We start from the raw sequence: 16,794 nt of genomic DNA, 5'->3' as shown, positions 1-16,794 counted from the left end.
CTTATTTATTATAGCTGTCTTCTGATGTTTATCATTTTAACTTCGTCACTCATTTTATCATACTCTCTAAGTCGTCTTTTAAGCTTCAATAATTTAGAATTTTTAATTAAAAGTGAAATTTCATTGAAGAGTATATTATTGCCGATTAAAATATTATATATCGATGTATAATAATGCGTGAGGTGTTGAGATGTATAAAGAGGCAAAAGCTTTTATAGAGCGGATGTATATTGAATGTGATTTAAATAAAGCAGAGATGGAAGAACGTTTAACTCATATTAAAAGAGAAATTGACGCTACAGGCACGTATACCCATACTCAAGATGAGTTAACATTTGGCGCCAAATTAGCGTGGAGAAATTCAAATAGATGTATCGGGCGAGCACATTGGAGATCTCTTAATGTTGTAGATGCACGAGATATTTCAAGCGACACGCAATTCCTCTCTTCCATCGAATCGCACATTAAGGAAGCTACCAATGATGGTAACGTTAAACCCTACATCACTATCTATCATCCCTCCCATCCTCCTCGTATTTATAACAATCAACTTATTAGATACACCGGTTATGAAGACTGTGGAGACCCTATGGAAAAAAGAGTAACCCAACTAGCTCAACATCTAGGATGGCAAGGTAAGCATAGTGATTTTGATATCTTACCACTTATTTATCAAATGCCAGGAGATACTATTAAATATTACAATTACCCGAGCGATCTAATCAAAGAAGTTCCGATTGCGCATCCAAACTATCCCAAATTAGCTCAATTAGGACTAAAATGGTATGCAGTACCTATAATTTCAAACATGGATCTGCAGATAGGTGGTATCACTTACCCTACCGCCCCCTTTAACGGTTGGTATATGGTGACAGAGATAGCTGTACGCAACTTCACTGATAGCTATCGTTACAATTTATTACCTTTAGTAGCCCAAGCGTTTAACTTCAATAGTCTGAAGAACAATACTTTCAATAAAGACCGGGCGCTTGTAGAACTTAATTACGCTGTATACCACTCTTTTAAAGCTAATAAGGTATCGATGGTAGATCATTTAACTGCTGCCAAGCAATTTGAGACGTTTGAACGAACTGAAGCTAAACATAACCGTGAAGTGACTGGTAAATGGTCCTGGTTGGCTCCGCCGCTATCACCTACACTCACGTCGAATTACCATCACGGTTATAAACATGCAATGAAAGATCCCAATTTTTATTATAAGAAGAAAGAGAGTCGAGGTTGCCCGTTTCATTAAACGTATCATCTTCCCCTTGATATAAAGTCCAACATATGGTTTAGTAGTTTAAAATATAACAACTTATCAACTGATAACAAAGGGGATTAAATTATGAATTTGTATTATTTAGGACCTAAGGGTACATTCTCCCATCAAGCAGCACAACGCTACATAACTCATAACCAGGCAACCTTAGTTCCGCAAAAAAACCTATTCGAGGTTATTCAGTCAGTAACCACAGAAGATGGGAGCTTAGGTATAGTTCCTATTGAGAATTCCATCGAAGGTACGATCAATGTGGTCGCTGATGCGCTAGCACTAAACAATGTCTACGCAATTGGAGAGTTGCGGTTAGATATTACTTTTAATTTGTATGGTCTACAAGATAGTGATCTATCAGAAATCACGAAAGTGTACTCAATTGCTCCAGCTATCAGTCAAACGCAAAACTTTATCCACCAACACAAGTTAAATTATGAGTATGTAGATAGCACTGTTGCGGGTTTTAAATTTATCAGCCATGATGTTGGTGTTATCGCTCCTTCAGGAAGTGGTGAGCCTTTAGGTTACCGATCACTTTATGACAACATACAAGATTACCCTCACAATATTACGCGTTTTCTAGTAATTAAAGACGAATTAGTTAATAACAAAGAAGGTACACAGACAATGATGCTTATCACACCTCAAATCGACCAACCAGGAACCTTAGCTAATATACTTAACACCTTTTCCATGCTCAATATCAATCTATCGTGGATAGAATCAAGACCATTAAAAACACAACTGGGAATGTATCGCTTCTTCGTGCAGGCAGAAATGATTGACCAACATCAAATTGACAAAGTAATTAACATCCTAGAAACACTAAATTATAATATAGAATTAATTGGTAGATTTAATCAACTGAACTAAAAAGTTTAACTGCTTTATCAAATACTTTTACTATTGTAAATAAGCAAGATAAAGCAGTCTTTATATTATTGAGTATTTACTTGCTTTACAGAAAGATTGTTTGGACATTTAAGCGTTAAGTTAGAGATATCTTTCAAATATAAACGCTGTTGATGAATATTTTCAAACTGATTCTCTGCAATGAGCACTTGATTATGAGGAACTCCTTCATAACTTTTAATGAGAATGGCCGGATTATCCATCTTACCGATGAATACATTTTTCCAAATGTTTAAATTTTCTCCTGCTTGCACGCTTTGGACTTGACCCTTCATATCAGCTGAATTCTTACCTCTATCTACTCCTAAGTAACGTATACCTCCACAGCACTCATGAAAATAATTATGGTGAAGGTAAGTATTTTTATTTTTTAATAAGGTGATTGCATAAGCTTGAATCTGATCAAAATAATTATGCCGAATGTGTATGTTCTCATAAAACTTATCATAGCGACTTGCATGCGAACCTATCGCTCTATTCCAAGGTTTCATACCTGGTGTCTCTGAGTTTCCAAAGTAACAATGTTCAATTACGACATTTTTAGTTATAGTGCCATCCCAAGTGCTAAATTTAGGAAAGGCTCCCGGTACTTGAATATCCAATTGAACCGCTTCTGAAAACCACCTGCTGTCTTCGTAATCTAGAAAGCCTTTAAAGTTACAATGACTTAGGTGTAATCCATCAATACCACACGCATCGATAGCATGGCCGCCCACAATATCTTTGAAAGTTACATTTTTTATTTGGATGTCTCGAGCATGTCCGATACACAATGCTGTATTGTTATATGGATAATCCTCCCCATTCATATCAAACGTTCCACCAGAAATATAAATATGACTATTACCTTCATATCCATGATAGAACTTATAAGGTTGTCCATTTTTCAGTAACGCATCTTTACCATGTCGCTCTAAGACTGCATTTTTAGAGAGCTGTAAAGTTGTATTCCCATAAATAACTAGCGCTTTAGCTATATGGTAAACACCGTCAGGTACGTAAAGTCGAGTTCCAGGATGTTTTTTGGCATAGTTAAGAGCTCTTTGCATACCTAAAGTATCGAAAAATTTATTTTCCCCTTTTACACCAAAAGTTTTAACATTAATGAACACTGCGTATCTCTCCTTTCACTTCTTTCAATCAATATCTTATAACCGTTTTTCTAAATCACTAACCCTATTTAGAAGCTGGGACATAAAAGTCTTTGACTAGAGAGAAAGAGGCTGGGACATAAATCCCAGCCTCTTCAACATCTCGGCAGTAGATGACTGATTTGAAAATGCGCTTGTATCAAGCTTTTTTCAATTCTAGCCATCCTTGCCGGGGCGGGACTACGAAATCTTTCTATTTAAATTAGATTTCTGTCCCGCTCCCCCTTTTAGCATCTTGGCAGTAGATGAGTGATTTGAAAACGCGCTTGTATCAAGCTTTTTTCAATTCTAGTCATCCTTGCCGGGGCGAGACTACGAAATCTTTTTATTCAAATTAGATTTCTGTCCCCCTCCCTATTTAGCGCTTTATGTTCTAACTAGTACTTCATCTCAACCTTAATTATCATAAATTAGCCAAAACGCATGAAATAGGTTATTCTATGAACAAAACATTATACTTTGAACTAGAGTTCTAGGGGGGGATGTAACATGAATAATAATCGTGCACTCATTATTGTAGATTATTCTAACGACTTTGTAGCTCCAGATGGCGCACTAACTTGTGGTAAACCAGGACGTGAAATAGAACAATTTATAGTTAATCGCATAGAAGAATATAATAATAGCCAAGATGACATATTCTTTACTATGGATTTACATTACGAAGAAGATACTGCTCATCCAGAGAATGACCTATTTCCACCACACAATATAATAGGAACTTCTGGTCGTGAACTCTACGGGCGAGTTAATGATATTTATCAACGCATTCAATACAATGACTTTGTACACTTTCTAGACAAAACACGCTATGATTCTTTTAGCGGCACACCTCTTGATTTAATGTTGCGAGAGCGTAATATTAAAGATATTGAAATTGTAGGCGTATGTACAGATATTTGCGTATTACACACGGCCGTTTCTGCTTATAATCTAAATTACAATTTAACGATTCCTAAAAGAGGAGTCGCTTCATTTGATGAGAATGGACACCAATGGGCGTTAAATCATTTTAGAAATTCCTTGGGTGCAGCAGTAGAACAATAAGCAATAGTCGTGCTAGAATAATAGCAAACCATGTAAGAAGGAGAATCGACAAATGGCAAAAACGTATATTTTTGGTCATAAAAATCCAGATACAGATGCTATTTCATCTGCAATTATAATGGAGGATTTCGAAAAACAAACTGGCAACAACGAGGCGAAGGCTTATCGCCTTGGAGAAATTAGTCCTGAAACTCAATATGCATTAGATCAATTTAACGTCGAAGCACCTGAACTTTTAACTGATCGTCTTGAAGATCAAGATGTTATCTTAGTCGATCACAATGAGTTTCAACAAAGCGCTGATTCTATAGAAGATGCAACGATTAAATATGTGATTGACCACCATCGTATCGCTAACTTCGAAACTGCAGCGCCTCTATACTATCGAGCAGAACCAGTCGGTTGTACGGCCACTATTCTTTATAAAATGTATAAAGAGCGAGGCTTTGAAATCAAACCAGCGATTGCTGGCTTGATGATTTCAGGTATTATTTCTGACAGTTTACTCTTTAAATCTCCAACTTGCACAAGTGAAGACCGTAACGCAGCTGAAGACTTAAAGTCAATAGCTAATGTTGATCTCGAAACATACGGTCTAGAAATGTTAAAAGCTGGCGCTTCTACTTCTGATAAATCAGCAGCTGAGCTCATTGATTTAGATGCAAAATCATTTAATATGGGGAATCATGTGACACGTATTGCTCAAGTTAACACTGTGGATATAGATGAAGTGTTTGAAAGAAAAGAAGAGTTAGAGAATGAAATGAATAAAGTCAGCGCCGACGAACAATACGACGTATTTGTATTGCTAGTGACTGATATCATTAATAGTGATTCTAAACTGTTAGTTACTGGCGCCGATAAAGATAAAGTCGGTGAAGCCTTTAACGTCAAATTAGAAAATGGAACAGCTTTCTTACCTGGCGTTGTATCTCGTAAGAAACAAGTCGTTCCGCCTATCACTGACGCATTAAGTTAACGATCATTACTCTTTTCAAGTGATGTTAAACGAGAACATGTTCAGCGATGATCGATGACAAACACAGTGTCGAGCGTTGAAGTGACTACAAACACCAAATACACTATTTGCCTCAACCTCACATCACTTTTATTTAATAACTTTTGAGAGAGCGGGAATTGAATTTAAACCTTATTTTCAATACCGGCGCTCTCTTTTTAGTAACTAAAGAATCTTAGAGAAAGCTAGTCGCTAATAACTATATCATTTGGGAGGCTTCAAATTGAGTAATATTGAAGCACTATTTAAGGATATTCAACGGTATTTTAATACGCATAGAACAAAAGATATTAAATTTCGCAAGAAACAACTCAAAGCGCTAAGCAAGAGCATTAAGTCTCATGAGAATGAACTTTTAACTGCTCTCGCAGAAGATTTAGGTAAAAATAAAGTAGAGGCTTATACAACTGAAATTGGCTTTACTTTAAAAAGTATTAAAAATGCCAGGAAAGAAATCAAACATTGGTCCAAAAAGAAACAAGTCAATACTCCTCTGTATATGTTTCCAACTAAGAGCTACATCATGAAAGAACCTTATGGAACCGTCCTGATTATCGGTCCATTCAATTATCCATTCCAGCTCGTCATGGAACCGTTAATTGGTGCTATAGCTGCAGGAAATACAGCTATTGTTAAACCTTCAGAATACACTCCTAATGTTTCGCGCGTGATCAATAAAATAATTTCTACAACTTTTGACTCCGCATATATTCACGTAGTCGAAGGTGGTATAGAAACTAACCAAGCATTGCTAGAACAACCATTTGATTATATTTTCTTCACTGGTAGTGAACAAGTGGGGCGTACCGTATATGAAGCTGCAAGTAAGCATTTAACTCCTGTAACACTTGAGTTAGGGGGTAAATCTCCAGTTATAGTCGATGAAACAGCTAACTTAAAGGTCGCTAGTGAACGCATCGCATTTGGTAAATTTATGAATGCCGGTCAAACTTGCGTTGCGCCAGATTATATTCTTGTACAAGAAAAAGTTAAAAGTGACTTTATAAAGGCATTGAAAAAAACGATTCGTGAATTTTATGGCGTCGACCCCTCTCAAAGTCCTGATTATGGCCGTATTGTCAATCAAAAGCACTTTAATCGCTTAAATCACCTTCTACAAGTTCACAAGGCAGAAATCGATTATGGCGGTGAAACAGATACTACTGATCTCTACATCGCTCCGACTATTCTTGATACGATTACACTTGGCTCTAAAGTGATGCAAGAAGAAATCTTCGGCCCTATCCTCCCAATCTTATCCTATGGAGAGTTAGATGAAGCCTTTGATATTATAAAATTCAAACCAAAGCCTCTAAGCTTGTATTTATTTAGTGAAGATGAAAATGTAACCGACAGAGTACTTAATGAGCTTTCTTTTGGTGGGGGCGCTATTAACGACACGGTTATGCAACTTGCTAATCCTCATTTACCTTTTGGAGGCGTCGGTAGATCGGGTATAGGAGCCTATCATGGTAAATACAGTTTTGAAACATTTAGTCATACTAAACCATATATCTTTAAATCAACACGTCTCGAATCTGGGGTTCTCTTCCCTCCATACCGAGGTAAGTTTAAATACATTAAATCTTTCTTCAATAAGTAAAAAGATGGGGAGCGGGACAGAAATCAAATTTGAATAAAAAGATTTCTGACCCGCTCCCTAATGTTATGGAAATTATCCTCTAGTATGTGCTAAAAGCGCTACTAATATATCCCCACTTAATTTTATTTGTATCTTTCCTCTCTACCTCTTCTTCTGTGAGTTAAATTGAACACAAACGCCTTCCGGTGCACTGTGGCTCTGATCTGTTAGCGTTAAACGTCCAGTTTGTTTGTCGCGCTGGAATACAGAAATAACATAATTTTCTTCTTGATGAGCGCAAACTACATAATTGTCTGAGGGACTGATATTGAAATCTCGAGGGAAGTTGCCCCCACTTTTAACAATATCAACTAACTCTATATGTCGCCCTTCATCTTTAATTTCAAAAATAGCAATACTGTCGTGACCACGATTACTAATATAGATAAACTTCTGGTCGTGCGATAAGCGTACCGCAGCTAATTTAGTTTCCTCGTTAAAAGATTCAGGAATCGTAAGATGTCGCTCTATTTCTCTAAATTCGCCATTATCGTACTCCATGACGCTTACTTTATTCGACAATTCGTGAACTACATAAGCTATCTTGCCGTTATCATGAAAAGCGACGTGGCGTGGCCCATCTCCTGGTTCAAAGTCATAAACTGCATGCTCAGAAAGACCCTCCATGCCGAAACGATATGACACAAGTTTATCTGTACCTAGGTCTAGTGCAACTACATATTGATGATCAGGAGTTTCTGTCAACATGTGAACGTGAGGCATGTCTTGGCGTTCTTTCGGTCCTACCTCGTAATTGTGTTTATGCTCGTGCATTAAACCTTCAATATGACCAAATTGAGGGTTTATCTTATAAAGGCGCGCTAAACCTGCCCCATAACAAGCTTCAAATGCAAATTCTCCGTCTGATGATACTTCTACATAACAACCATTACCTTCAGAAACTAAACAATCATTGATAAATTCTAAAGAACCGTCCTCTTTTAATTCATAACTAGCGATGCCGCACTCATCTCCATTACGTGTTACTGCATACAAGAAACGATCATATGTATTGATATACGTTGATGCTTCGACTTCACGTCCAGTCGACACCTCTACAACCTTGCCTAATTCTTCATCTAGTTCAAAGTAATAAATTCCCTTTCCGCTTTTCTTAGTATATGTACCGATATAGCCATTACTTCTCATTATATTCCTCCATTTCGCTCTTTATTCTAATATAACATGTGTCTCTATTCACTTCTTATTTGAAAATCAATTTAAGTAAAAATGATCGATGATAAATTATTTAAAAAGCACTTGCTATATAGCGAACACTTGTTCTATAATAACTATTGAAAGGTGGTTAGTTGAATGATTCCAGAGCAGTATAAGAATGAAACAGATTATCGTAAAATACCTAGAGAATACTTGAGCTCACAGATTCCTCAAGGGCGAGGTATGGTCAAATGGGCTCCGTTCGCCACTCTACCCGAACAGTTCGAACGCATCCATGAATATATATTGGATCAAGATAAGATACAACGACCTACCTTATCAGACGACCAATTGAGTGAGTTAAATTTAAAGATGCATCAAGCGTTACATGATGAGACTCCGGTGTTAATGGAATATTATATGGACGGCGCCATACATTCAATTGAAATATATATACTCGATATCGATATGTTAAACATGTCCCTTAAAGGGCGCAATTACTTCTCTAATGAGTCTTTAACCTTGTCACTGTTTGATATCACTCACATTGAATTGCTCAATTAGAAAAGAGGCTGGGACATAATGGTCTTTGACTAGAGAGAAAAAGAGGCTGGGACATTACATTATGTCTCAGCCTCTTTCAGCATCTCGGCAGTAGATGACTGATTTGAAAACGCGCTTGTATCACGCTTTTTTCAATTCTAGTCATCCTTGCCGGGGCGGGACTACGAAATCTTTTTATTCAAATTAGATTTCTGTCCCGCTCCCTTCATCCAAGTTTTTAATTATTCGCTTCAATATCAGAAATAATTTCCTTAGTTTTATTCTCAATATCTTCAAAGTCTTTCTTGAAAATAAATGCGAATACAACTGCACCAACACCTGCTAACAACGAAAGAGCAAGAATAGTGCCAAACGCAAACTTAAATAATCCTTTAATAAAATTACCCATGTCCATTCACCTCGTGTATAATTTACATTACTAATATTATGATAGCACATTTAAACGTGTCATTAAATATATACCCATTGTAACTCGAGATATGCTTAATATCCTTTGCTTCGATGAGGAATATAGACGACACACTTATAATAATAGTAATTTAGAAACACGATGAATTCATTCAGTACAGCAACATCCATATAAGTTTATTTATTCCACCAAGATCTAAAAAAGTGAATTGAATTACGATAAGCTCTATACATAAAACAACCCCTATCCTAATATTTTATTTTATAATAAACTGTAACAAGTAATATTACAATTAATAGCGAATTACATTGAAATTACAAATAAGTAAATTTAATTTAAATTAGGGGTGATCATGTGCAAGATGTTACTTCCACTGTGATGGCATTTAAAGGTTCTCACTATGATTTAGGTGTAGCCACAGCGCATTGGCTAAAGAAGACTAAAATAATGCAAAATAGAGAGAAAGAATGGAAAAAGCGTACACCACGCTTTGATATAGATATAAAAGAAACTTACACTATTTTTCAAATCTATGCTCCTCAAATATGGGAAGAAATCCAAGGAATGCAGGAGGTACTAAACATTCCAACTAAGCAGATGCTTCTCAACTTTGCACATTACCGCTTCACAGATTTAAAGGACAGCGGCTGTTCAGTTTATTTAGGAGATAACTACTTACTTCGAAATTACGATTATCATCCTGCAACGTATGATGGGCGTTACTTATTATTCCAACCTATTGATGGCGGGTTAGCTCAAATTGGTCCTACTTCTCGCATAACAGGGCGTATGGATGGAATGAACGAGGCCGGACTAGTAATGGGGTATAACTTTATGCATCGTAAGCGTCCCCAAAATGGTTTTGTGTGCTATATGATTGGACGTCTCGTTCTAGAATATTGTAAAGATGTCCCTGAGGCTATTCAATTTCTAAAAGAACTCCCCCATCGAAGTTCATTTAGTTACATTATTATGGACAAAGATTTAAATCATGCCATCGTAGAAGTGTCACCACGATCAGTAGAGGTAAGATTCGATAGAACATGCACAAATCATTTCAAATTGCTCACTCATGAAAATCGCAATTATACGCAAGAATCAAAAGAACGCTTACAACGCGTACTCAAAAATGTTCCTCAGCACGTGGCAGCACAAGAAGCGTTTAAAGTATTTAATAACCCACAATACAATATTTATAGTAAGCTTTTTAAGAGTTGGTCAGGAACTATTCACACTTCTTTATATAAGCCTCAAGAACTGGAAGCCTGGATAGCATTAGGTGAAAATAATATGCCAAGACAATTTAGTTTTAATCATTGGCTTAACAATGACGAAATTAATTTGCAACCACTAGAAGGCAAACTTGATACTGAATTAACTTTTGCAAGTTACTGATAAGTACAATAGTCCTACAGTAAAGAGCATCCTCAGTACAGAAAGACATTTACTGTATGAGGATGCTCTACGATAAAAATCTCAATATTAACTACTTAACATTAATATCTCCATAATAAGTATAAAGTTCTATTTGATTCTTACCATTTCCTATTCGGTAATCCTTAAAGTTTGGATTAGTGATGTGTTCTTTTCCATAAACTGGATTTAACTTTAAAGCTACATTTTTCGGTTTACTTCGATAATTGATATTTATATCACTTTCATCACTTGAAGCTTTAAAATTACAAATAGGTTGCATATTTTTTAAAGTGATATCATCTTTATGATTGATCAAAGCTACATTTTTCAGTAATGTATCTTCAAGATTAAACTCGCCACTATCCACTTTAATCCTACCACCGAGTATGCGACTGTTCTGAATGTTAACATTAGAGATTTCATTTGAATAACGTAATTCATTAATTATAGAAGAATCAATCGCTAGATAAGTTATAGCTTTTGTATTAGGAATAAGTTTCACTTTATTTAAGTGAACGTTTTTAAAATGTATCTTCCCTGATATATTACTTATCTCTAAGTTAGAGTTTACCTGTTTAGGTATAGTAACAACTAGGCAGTTGTCATTTCGCTTAAATGGATTGAAATTCATTCCATATGTATCTTTGCGATTAACTTTTTCTTTGACAGACACCTCTGATTTCTCTTTAGTCACATCAACATATCTTCTTCCTTGATAATCGATTGAGAAGTGTTTTCCTTCTTTAATAATTGTCGTAGTATGGATGTCGTCCTTTAGATTTATACTTAACTTACTAATGTGAGAATCTAAAGGTTTGTGATATTTATTTTCTTTGAAATGAGTTTTATCGACATTAAACCAGGTAAGTGTAGCTGCTACAAAACAAATAGTAAAAAGGATAAAACCCACTATAAAAAACTTTTTCATGACGTGGCTCTCCTTTTAACCTTATCATTATTCCACCGTAGAAATGTGATCACCCATCTATGAAAATACTTCATCAGACCTAAAGCGGTGGCTATCATCATCATCCCTAAACCAATATAGGAGAGTGTAAACAAGTAATTACTTAAAGCCATACTCATGTTATCATTGAGCCATCCATTTAAGATTAATATTAACGGCGATAGCATTAAGATAGCGCCAATGAGGATAGTGATTATAAACAACATGGCAAGCAACAACAGAGGAACTGAAGCAATAATCGATGACAGTAAGCTCACGCTAAATGATGTAGAAATTGCCCTCACCACATTCTTAATTGTCGGTTCAAATTCGGCTCTTTTGATATCGTCTTTAACCATTATTTTTCGCGCTAATGTTTTAGGCGCCTCTAATTCACCAACGATTTGATATTCACTTTTTCCCTTCTTTTCTTCATCAAAAAAATATCTTTCATATTCGAACATTTTTAAATCACGTTTATATTTTGATAAACGATGGAGTTCTTGTTCTAATTCATTAAGAAAAGTTATCTTATCCACGCATAATACCGCCAATTCTAACTAGTGTAGCTAATAATTTAATTAGTTCAGCAAATTTTTTTCGATTGTTTTATTTAAATATAGCATAGGTTTAATTTCGTTTCATCCACTTAATTATAAAAAAGAGAGCGGGAGCGGAACAGAAATCTAATTTGAATAAAAAGATTTCGTAGTCCCGCTCCCGCTCTCTGAAGCAAAGATATCACTTCACACATTTATTGATTTGAACTACTTGGTCTTAAATATCTTTTTTCGCGCCATAGAATAAGTTAACGATAAATAGCACTACAATTGAAGCTGGTGTGATAAACCATTGCCAATGTGTAAATGTTTGATTTGAACTTTGCGTCTTCTTAGTAAGATAAGAGAAAGGAATATATTTTAGAGAATGTTGAATTTTCTCACCAAATTTAGGAATCATTGGTAAAAATGGTTCAGCAAACGGTACCACTAGGATTAAGAATATACCTAAGGTAAAGATAAGCGCTGGTTTAGGAACAATCATCGCTACTAAATATAGCAGTAAACCGTAGAATAAGAAAAAGATGATATAGAACCATAATATATCAACGAATTTATTAAATTTCACGTTATCTCCATCTGTTAAACCTTGAACTATTTGAACGTACACAGTTAATAAAACGGTAAATAATATAGCTATGAGTATGATTGATATAAATTTAGCTATTGTATAACCCAAACGATTTTTCTTTTTATTCATGTAAAGTTGTAACGTCCCTTGAGCCATATCTCTAGTTATCGTTCTAATAACAAAGAGCAATCCTGTAACAGAGAAGAACCAGATAGCCATTCCAATAAGCATGTCTCCATCTATTTTATGGGTTTGATTGACTACCAAACAAGTAATTAATACTTGAGGGGCGATTGTTAACAATAAAGCAATATAAGTTAGTGGGCTTTTAACAATACTGTATAAGTCATATTTCACTAATTGTAATACATTCATTATTTATCACCTCTCTGATTAATATTAAAGTAAGTATCACGAAGAGAACTTTTGCGTGTTTCAATGTATTTAGGGAATACATTTTTCTCTGCTAGCTCTTTCAATAATGGTTGGTAATCTCTTTGCACTTTTAAGATAATTTCTCCGCTTTCTTTATGAGATTGAGCCACTTTATATTTTTCAGTTAGCAATTCTAAAGCAACGCCAAAGTCATTTGGATCTAAAGATAGAACTGTATGGTCTGTTGAAGCGCCTTCTTTCATATTGACATCTTGTACAAAATGTCCATCGCGTAGAAAGACCGCGCGATCACATATTAATTCTATATCTTCTAATTTATGGCTAGAAATCAATATTTTCATTTCTAATTCTTGAACTAAAGACTGGATCGTTTTAAGAACATCTATGGAACCATCAGGGTCCATACCATTCGTAGGTTCATCTAATATTAAGAATTTAGGTTTATTCATGAGCGAAACTGCAATAGCTAATTTTTGTTTCATACCCATTGAATACTTTTTAACCTTTTTCTTAATATAAGGACGCATACCAAAGGCATCGATAATCTTATCAGTATACGCTTTATCAAAGCCATTCCCTAGCACTTGTGCAAATTGTTTTAAATTATAAAGTCCAGTTTTATTACTGTAAAGTTTAGGGTTTTCAATGAGATAACCTATCTTATTGTTCTTACCAAGTTTAATATCTCCCTCATAATTCGCGATATTTCCATTCATGACTTTCATTAAAGTCGTTTTACCTACACCATTCTTACCAATTAGACCGACAATTTGACTTTGCTTAAAGTCAAAATCGATACTATCTAAGACTACATTGTCGCCATATTTTTTTGTGACATTTTGTAATTGCATCAAATTCCTCCTTTATCTATCTTTTTAAGTTGAATTAAGTAATTTCCTAACATCATTACAGTTCCTACAACCAGATAAGTAAAGTTAAACCACGGGTTGAATGTGAAGGTGACATACATTTCTCCAAACAAAACTCTACGGACACCAATATAAATGACTGAAATACTTAATGGAATTAATAAACACATTATAAGTAAAAAACCGAAATAATTAATATTCTCACTTTTCTCTTCACTACATGTTCTAAATACGATTGCAATAGTAAAAAAGTTTATAGCTATATAGGAGAAAGGTATCGTATAACCTAAACCAAACTTGATATACGGAATAGTATATATAGTTAGAACGATAGCTCCAAAAAGAGTGAAAATTAACATTGTTAGGTAATTCGCATTTAGTAATTGCTTTTTCGAGACGGGTAAACTTTTAAAGTATAAACTCGCATGATTACCTAGTTTATCATGAACTCTATATATATGAGCTGAATCTTTAATAGATAGCACGTAGTACAGTGCTACCAAAAAAGGTGTAATTGTTTTTCCAAGTTGACTTAAAATTTCGCTTGATGGGGTTAAAAATAGCAATGGCGATAACAAAGCTAACACTAAATAAATACTGAGTGTCGTTTTTCTTAACGCCAAATTTCTAATAACTAAGCGCTTCAACTAACCCACCCCCTGACAGTGCTCGTCCGAAATTTTCTTTCGCTGGATAAAATAATTGATCAGAGACCAAATTAAACTAATAATAAAAACTATTATTGAAATAAAATAAAGATCATTAATAAAATAATCATAACTATAGTGTTCTATGCCATGTAAGAAGACCATCTTAATTAATGCATAGGTAAGTATTAATAGATTTAAACCTATATTCATAGTAACAATATAAGCGATATAGCTAATATTCTCTCTTTTAACTTCTGTATACCTCTTGAACGCAAGTGGAAGACTCATCAAATTAATACTTGAGTACATTAATAAAGTAACTACACAGTATTCGTCATCCCCTACTTTAAAGAGACCTAGTACTATTAATCCTATCAGAGTAAAGAACACCATCGTTATATAGTTCGCATTTAAATGATCTAATTTACTTACAGGTAAACTTGCTTGAAGATAGTAGGAATTCTTACCTAACTTACTATGAACACGAAACATATGACCTGAATCCTTTACAGATAGAATGGTTAAAAAAGTAACTAGTACTTGCGTAAAGTAATAAGGCAAACTGTCTTTGTGTATAGTAAAGAGCGTTAATGGCCACAATAGCATCATTACGAAATGCATGATCACCGTTACTTTTCTTAACCTAATATTACGAAGGATTAACTGTTTCATAGGACATCGTTCCCATATGATTCATGAGAGTTACTTTTCAAAACAGTACCTTTGCCCAAGTAAATCATAAGTTCTTCTATCGTCGGTTCATCGATCATAACTTTATTACCAAATAGTTCTTCGAAAACATGAGCTTCTTGAGTTAAGGCAGTATATCCTGTACGTGCTTCTTCACAGTATACTGTCAAGGATTTGAGCTCTTCATCTAGTGTTTCACTTTCACCTCTAACAATTTTATAGCTATTAAGAATTTCATTTAGATAATCATTGAGAATAATCTTTCCATCTTTTAAATAAACAAGATAATCAGCAATTTTTTCTAAATCCGAAATAATATGCGTAGAGATAAATACAGTCTTGTTTTCATTAAGCAGTTCCTCTTGGATGATATTCAACACTTCATTTCTAACTATAGGATCAAGTCCAGCAGTTGGCTCATCGAGAATAAATAATTCTGCTTCATGACTAAATGCTAAAGCAATATTAAGTTTCATCTTCATCCCAGTTGATAATGTTTTAATCTTGGCTTTGTAAGGCAAATCAAATTTCTTTAAATAATCATGGAAGGTATCGTGATTCCAATTTTTATAAAATGGTGCAATCATCTTTTCAGCTTTTTTAATCGTCCATTTTTCGTTCAGATATAATTCAGAATATACAAAGCCTATCTTCTCTTTAATATTTATTTCATCTTGCCTCATGAATTGATCAAATAGTCTAATTGAACCTGATTGAGGTGTTAATAAATTCATTATCAACCGAACGAGTGTTGTCTTTCCAGAACCGTTAGCCCCTATAAACCCAGTTACAAAACCTTGAGGTACTTCAAATGAAATATCTTTAAGATCCAAACGTTTATTTTTGTAACTTACGTTGTTCACTTCAATCGCATTCATCATTCTTCCTCCTCATATATCATAGAAAGAATTTCAACCAATTCAGATAAAGGCATTCCAATTGTCTTGGCTTCTTTCGACATTGATTTAGCTAAAGATTCGATAACTATAAATTGTTTTTCTTTTAAGATATTACTATCTTGTTCTTTAACAAATGTACCTTTACCGCGAATTGTATAGACAAAACCGTCCTTCTCAAGATCTTCATATGCGCGTTTAGTGGTGATCACACTCACACTTAAATCTTGAGCTAATTCTCTCATAGAAGGAAGATGTTCCCCTGGAGCAACAATCCCCTTTAAGATGTTTTCTTTCATTTGTTGCTTAATCTGCTCATAAATCGGTTGTTCACTATTATTTCTCAAAAGTATCTTCATGAACGACCTCCCCTCAACTGTATATAATTATCATACACACTATATACAATATTGTAAACCTTTTAAGCAAAATTCCTTCAAAAAGTTTATTTTATCCCTTCCATCTGTATATATGCACTATACACACCGGAGTAAAATCACTGGGAGCGGGACAGAAATCTATTTTGAATAAAAAGATTTCGTAGTCCCGCCCCGGCAAAGATGACTAGAATTGAAAAAAGCTTGATACAAGCGCATTTTCAAATCAGTCATCTACTGCCA

18 protein-coding genes are annotated in these 16,794 nt (G+C 34.7%); 7 read left to right on the top strand and 11 right to left on the bottom strand.

Annotation, left to right across the window (positions count from 1 at the left end):
- The first annotated feature begins 190 nt into the window (after window positions 1–190).
- A complete protein-coding gene (locus N9R04_RS05875) occupies window positions 191–1,255 on the top strand; it encodes a nitric oxide synthase oxygenase (protein ID WP_262855731.1) in 1,065 nt (354 codons plus the stop codon).
- A 93-nt stretch (window positions 1,256–1,348) separates the two neighbouring features.
- Window positions 1,349–2,152: a prephenate dehydratase gene (locus tag N9R04_RS05870; RefSeq protein ID WP_262855730.1), complete on the top strand. Its 804-nt coding sequence runs from the start codon at window positions 1,349–1,351 to the stop codon at window positions 2,150–2,152.
- Between the two features lie 65 nt (window positions 2,153–2,217).
- Here the strand turns inward: N9R04_RS05870 and N9R04_RS05865 are convergent, their stop codons facing one another.
- On the bottom strand, window positions 2,218–3,303 hold the full coding sequence (locus tag N9R04_RS05865; protein ID WP_262855729.1) for a glycosyl hydrolase family 28-related protein: 1,086 nt from the start codon (window positions 3,301–3,303) through the stop codon (window positions 2,218–2,220).
- Between the two features lie 528 nt (window positions 3,304–3,831).
- Here N9R04_RS05865 and N9R04_RS05860 point away from each other — a divergent pair.
- The 3 genes from N9R04_RS05860 to N9R04_RS05850 all read left to right on the top strand — a co-directional run bounded on the left by N9R04_RS05860 (window position 3,832) and on the right by N9R04_RS05850 (window position 7,010).
- A complete protein-coding gene (locus N9R04_RS05860) occupies window positions 3,832–4,389 on the top strand; it encodes a cysteine hydrolase family protein (RefSeq protein WP_262855728.1) in 558 nt (185 codons plus the stop codon).
- 52 nt (window positions 4,390–4,441) lie between these two features.
- On the top strand, window positions 4,442–5,368 hold the full coding sequence (locus N9R04_RS05855) for a manganese-dependent inorganic pyrophosphatase (protein ID WP_262855727.1): 927 nt from the start codon (window positions 4,442–4,444) through the stop codon (window positions 5,366–5,368).
- Between the two features lie 262 nt (window positions 5,369–5,630).
- Window positions 5,631–7,010: an aldehyde dehydrogenase gene (locus N9R04_RS05850; protein WP_262855726.1), complete on the top strand. Its 1,380-nt coding sequence runs from the start codon at window positions 5,631–5,633 to the stop codon at window positions 7,008–7,010.
- Between the two features lie 141 nt (window positions 7,011–7,151).
- On the opposite strand, the gene pglS is transcribed toward N9R04_RS05850, so the two are convergent.
- Window positions 7,152–8,198, bottom strand: coding sequence for a 6-phosphogluconolactonase (gene pglS / locus N9R04_RS05845; protein ID WP_262855725.1), 1,047 nt, complete (start codon window positions 8,196–8,198; stop codon window positions 7,152–7,154).
- Window positions 8,199–8,363: 165 nt separating this feature from the next.
- On the opposite strand from pglS, the gene N9R04_RS05840 reads away from it, so the two are divergent.
- A complete protein-coding gene (locus tag N9R04_RS05840; protein WP_262855724.1) occupies window positions 8,364–8,771 on the top strand; it encodes a YolD-like family protein in 408 nt (135 codons plus the stop codon).
- A 217-nt stretch (window positions 8,772–8,988) separates the two neighbouring features.
- Here N9R04_RS05840 and N9R04_RS05835 read toward each other — a convergent pair whose 3' ends face one another.
- Window positions 8,989–9,159 (bottom strand): hypothetical protein, encoded by a 171-nt coding sequence (locus tag N9R04_RS05835; protein ID WP_262855723.1) that lies wholly within the window; start codon window positions 9,157–9,159, stop codon window positions 8,989–8,991.
- Window positions 9,160–9,534: 375 nt separating this feature from the next.
- On the opposite strand from N9R04_RS05835, the gene N9R04_RS05830 reads away from it, so the two are divergent.
- The gene (locus N9R04_RS05830; RefSeq protein ID WP_262855722.1) at window positions 9,535–10,575 is read left to right on the top strand and encodes a C45 family autoproteolytic acyltransferase/hydrolase; all 1,041 of its coding nucleotides are present in this window, start codon (window positions 9,535–9,537) and stop codon (window positions 10,573–10,575) included.
- 91 nt (window positions 10,576–10,666) lie between these two features.
- On the opposite strand, the gene N9R04_RS05825 is transcribed toward N9R04_RS05830, so the two are convergent.
- The 8 genes from N9R04_RS05825 to pmtR form a co-directional block, all read right to left on the bottom strand.
- Window positions 10,667–11,524: a DUF4097 family beta strand repeat-containing protein gene (locus N9R04_RS05825; RefSeq protein WP_262855721.1), complete on the bottom strand. Its 858-nt coding sequence runs from the start codon at window positions 11,522–11,524 to the stop codon at window positions 10,667–10,669.
- The gene (locus N9R04_RS05820; RefSeq protein WP_262855720.1) at window positions 11,521–12,081 is read right to left on the bottom strand and encodes a DUF1700 domain-containing protein; all 561 of its coding nucleotides are present in this window, start codon (window positions 12,079–12,081) and stop codon (window positions 11,521–11,523) included. The genes N9R04_RS05825 and N9R04_RS05820 overlap by 4 nt, the downstream gene beginning before the upstream one ends.
- A gap of 238 nt (window positions 12,082–12,319) precedes the next feature.
- A complete protein-coding gene (pmtD, locus tag N9R04_RS05815) occupies window positions 12,320–13,048 on the bottom strand; it encodes a phenol-soluble modulin export ABC transporter permease subunit PmtD (protein WP_262855719.1) in 729 nt (242 codons plus the stop codon).
- Window positions 13,048–13,920, bottom strand: coding sequence for a phenol-soluble modulin export ABC transporter ATP-binding protein PmtC (gene pmtC, locus N9R04_RS05810; protein WP_262855718.1), 873 nt, complete (start codon window positions 13,918–13,920; stop codon window positions 13,048–13,050). The genes pmtD and pmtC overlap by 1 nt, the downstream gene beginning before the upstream one ends.
- Window positions 13,920–14,585 carry a phenol-soluble modulin export ABC transporter permease subunit PmtB gene (gene pmtB / locus N9R04_RS05805; RefSeq protein WP_262855717.1) on the bottom strand — a complete coding sequence of 222 codons (666 nt, stop codon included), beginning with the start codon at window positions 14,583–14,585 and terminating at the stop codon, window positions 13,920–13,922. Before pmtB (N9R04_RS05805) ends, pmtC begins: the two co-directional genes overlap by 1 nt.
- The gene (gene pmtB, locus N9R04_RS05800; protein WP_262855716.1) at window positions 14,586–15,260 is read right to left on the bottom strand and encodes a phenol-soluble modulin export ABC transporter permease subunit PmtB; all 675 of its coding nucleotides are present in this window, start codon (window positions 15,258–15,260) and stop codon (window positions 14,586–14,588) included.
- On the bottom strand, window positions 15,257–16,156 hold the full coding sequence (gene pmtA / locus N9R04_RS05795) for a phenol-soluble modulin export ABC transporter ATP-binding protein PmtA (RefSeq protein WP_262855715.1): 900 nt from the start codon (window positions 16,154–16,156) through the stop codon (window positions 15,257–15,259). Before pmtA ends, pmtB (N9R04_RS05800) begins: the two co-directional genes overlap by 4 nt.
- Window positions 16,156–16,533 carry a PSM export ABC transporter transcriptional regulator PmtR gene (gene pmtR / locus N9R04_RS05790; protein ID WP_262855714.1) on the bottom strand — a complete coding sequence of 126 codons (378 nt, stop codon included), beginning with the start codon at window positions 16,531–16,533 and terminating at the stop codon, window positions 16,156–16,158. Before pmtR ends, pmtA begins: the two co-directional genes overlap by 1 nt.
- Between the last annotated feature and the right edge of the window lie 261 nt (window positions 16,534–16,794).

It is taken from the genome of Staphylococcus marylandisciuri (genome assembly GCF_025519785.1).
In the GTDB taxonomy this organism is placed as follows: Bacteria; Bacillota; Bacilli; order Staphylococcales; family Staphylococcaceae; genus Staphylococcus; species Staphylococcus marylandisciuri.
The sequence above is the reverse complement of the archived record's forward strand: the minus strand, read 5'-3'. Positions and strand labels throughout refer to the sequence as shown.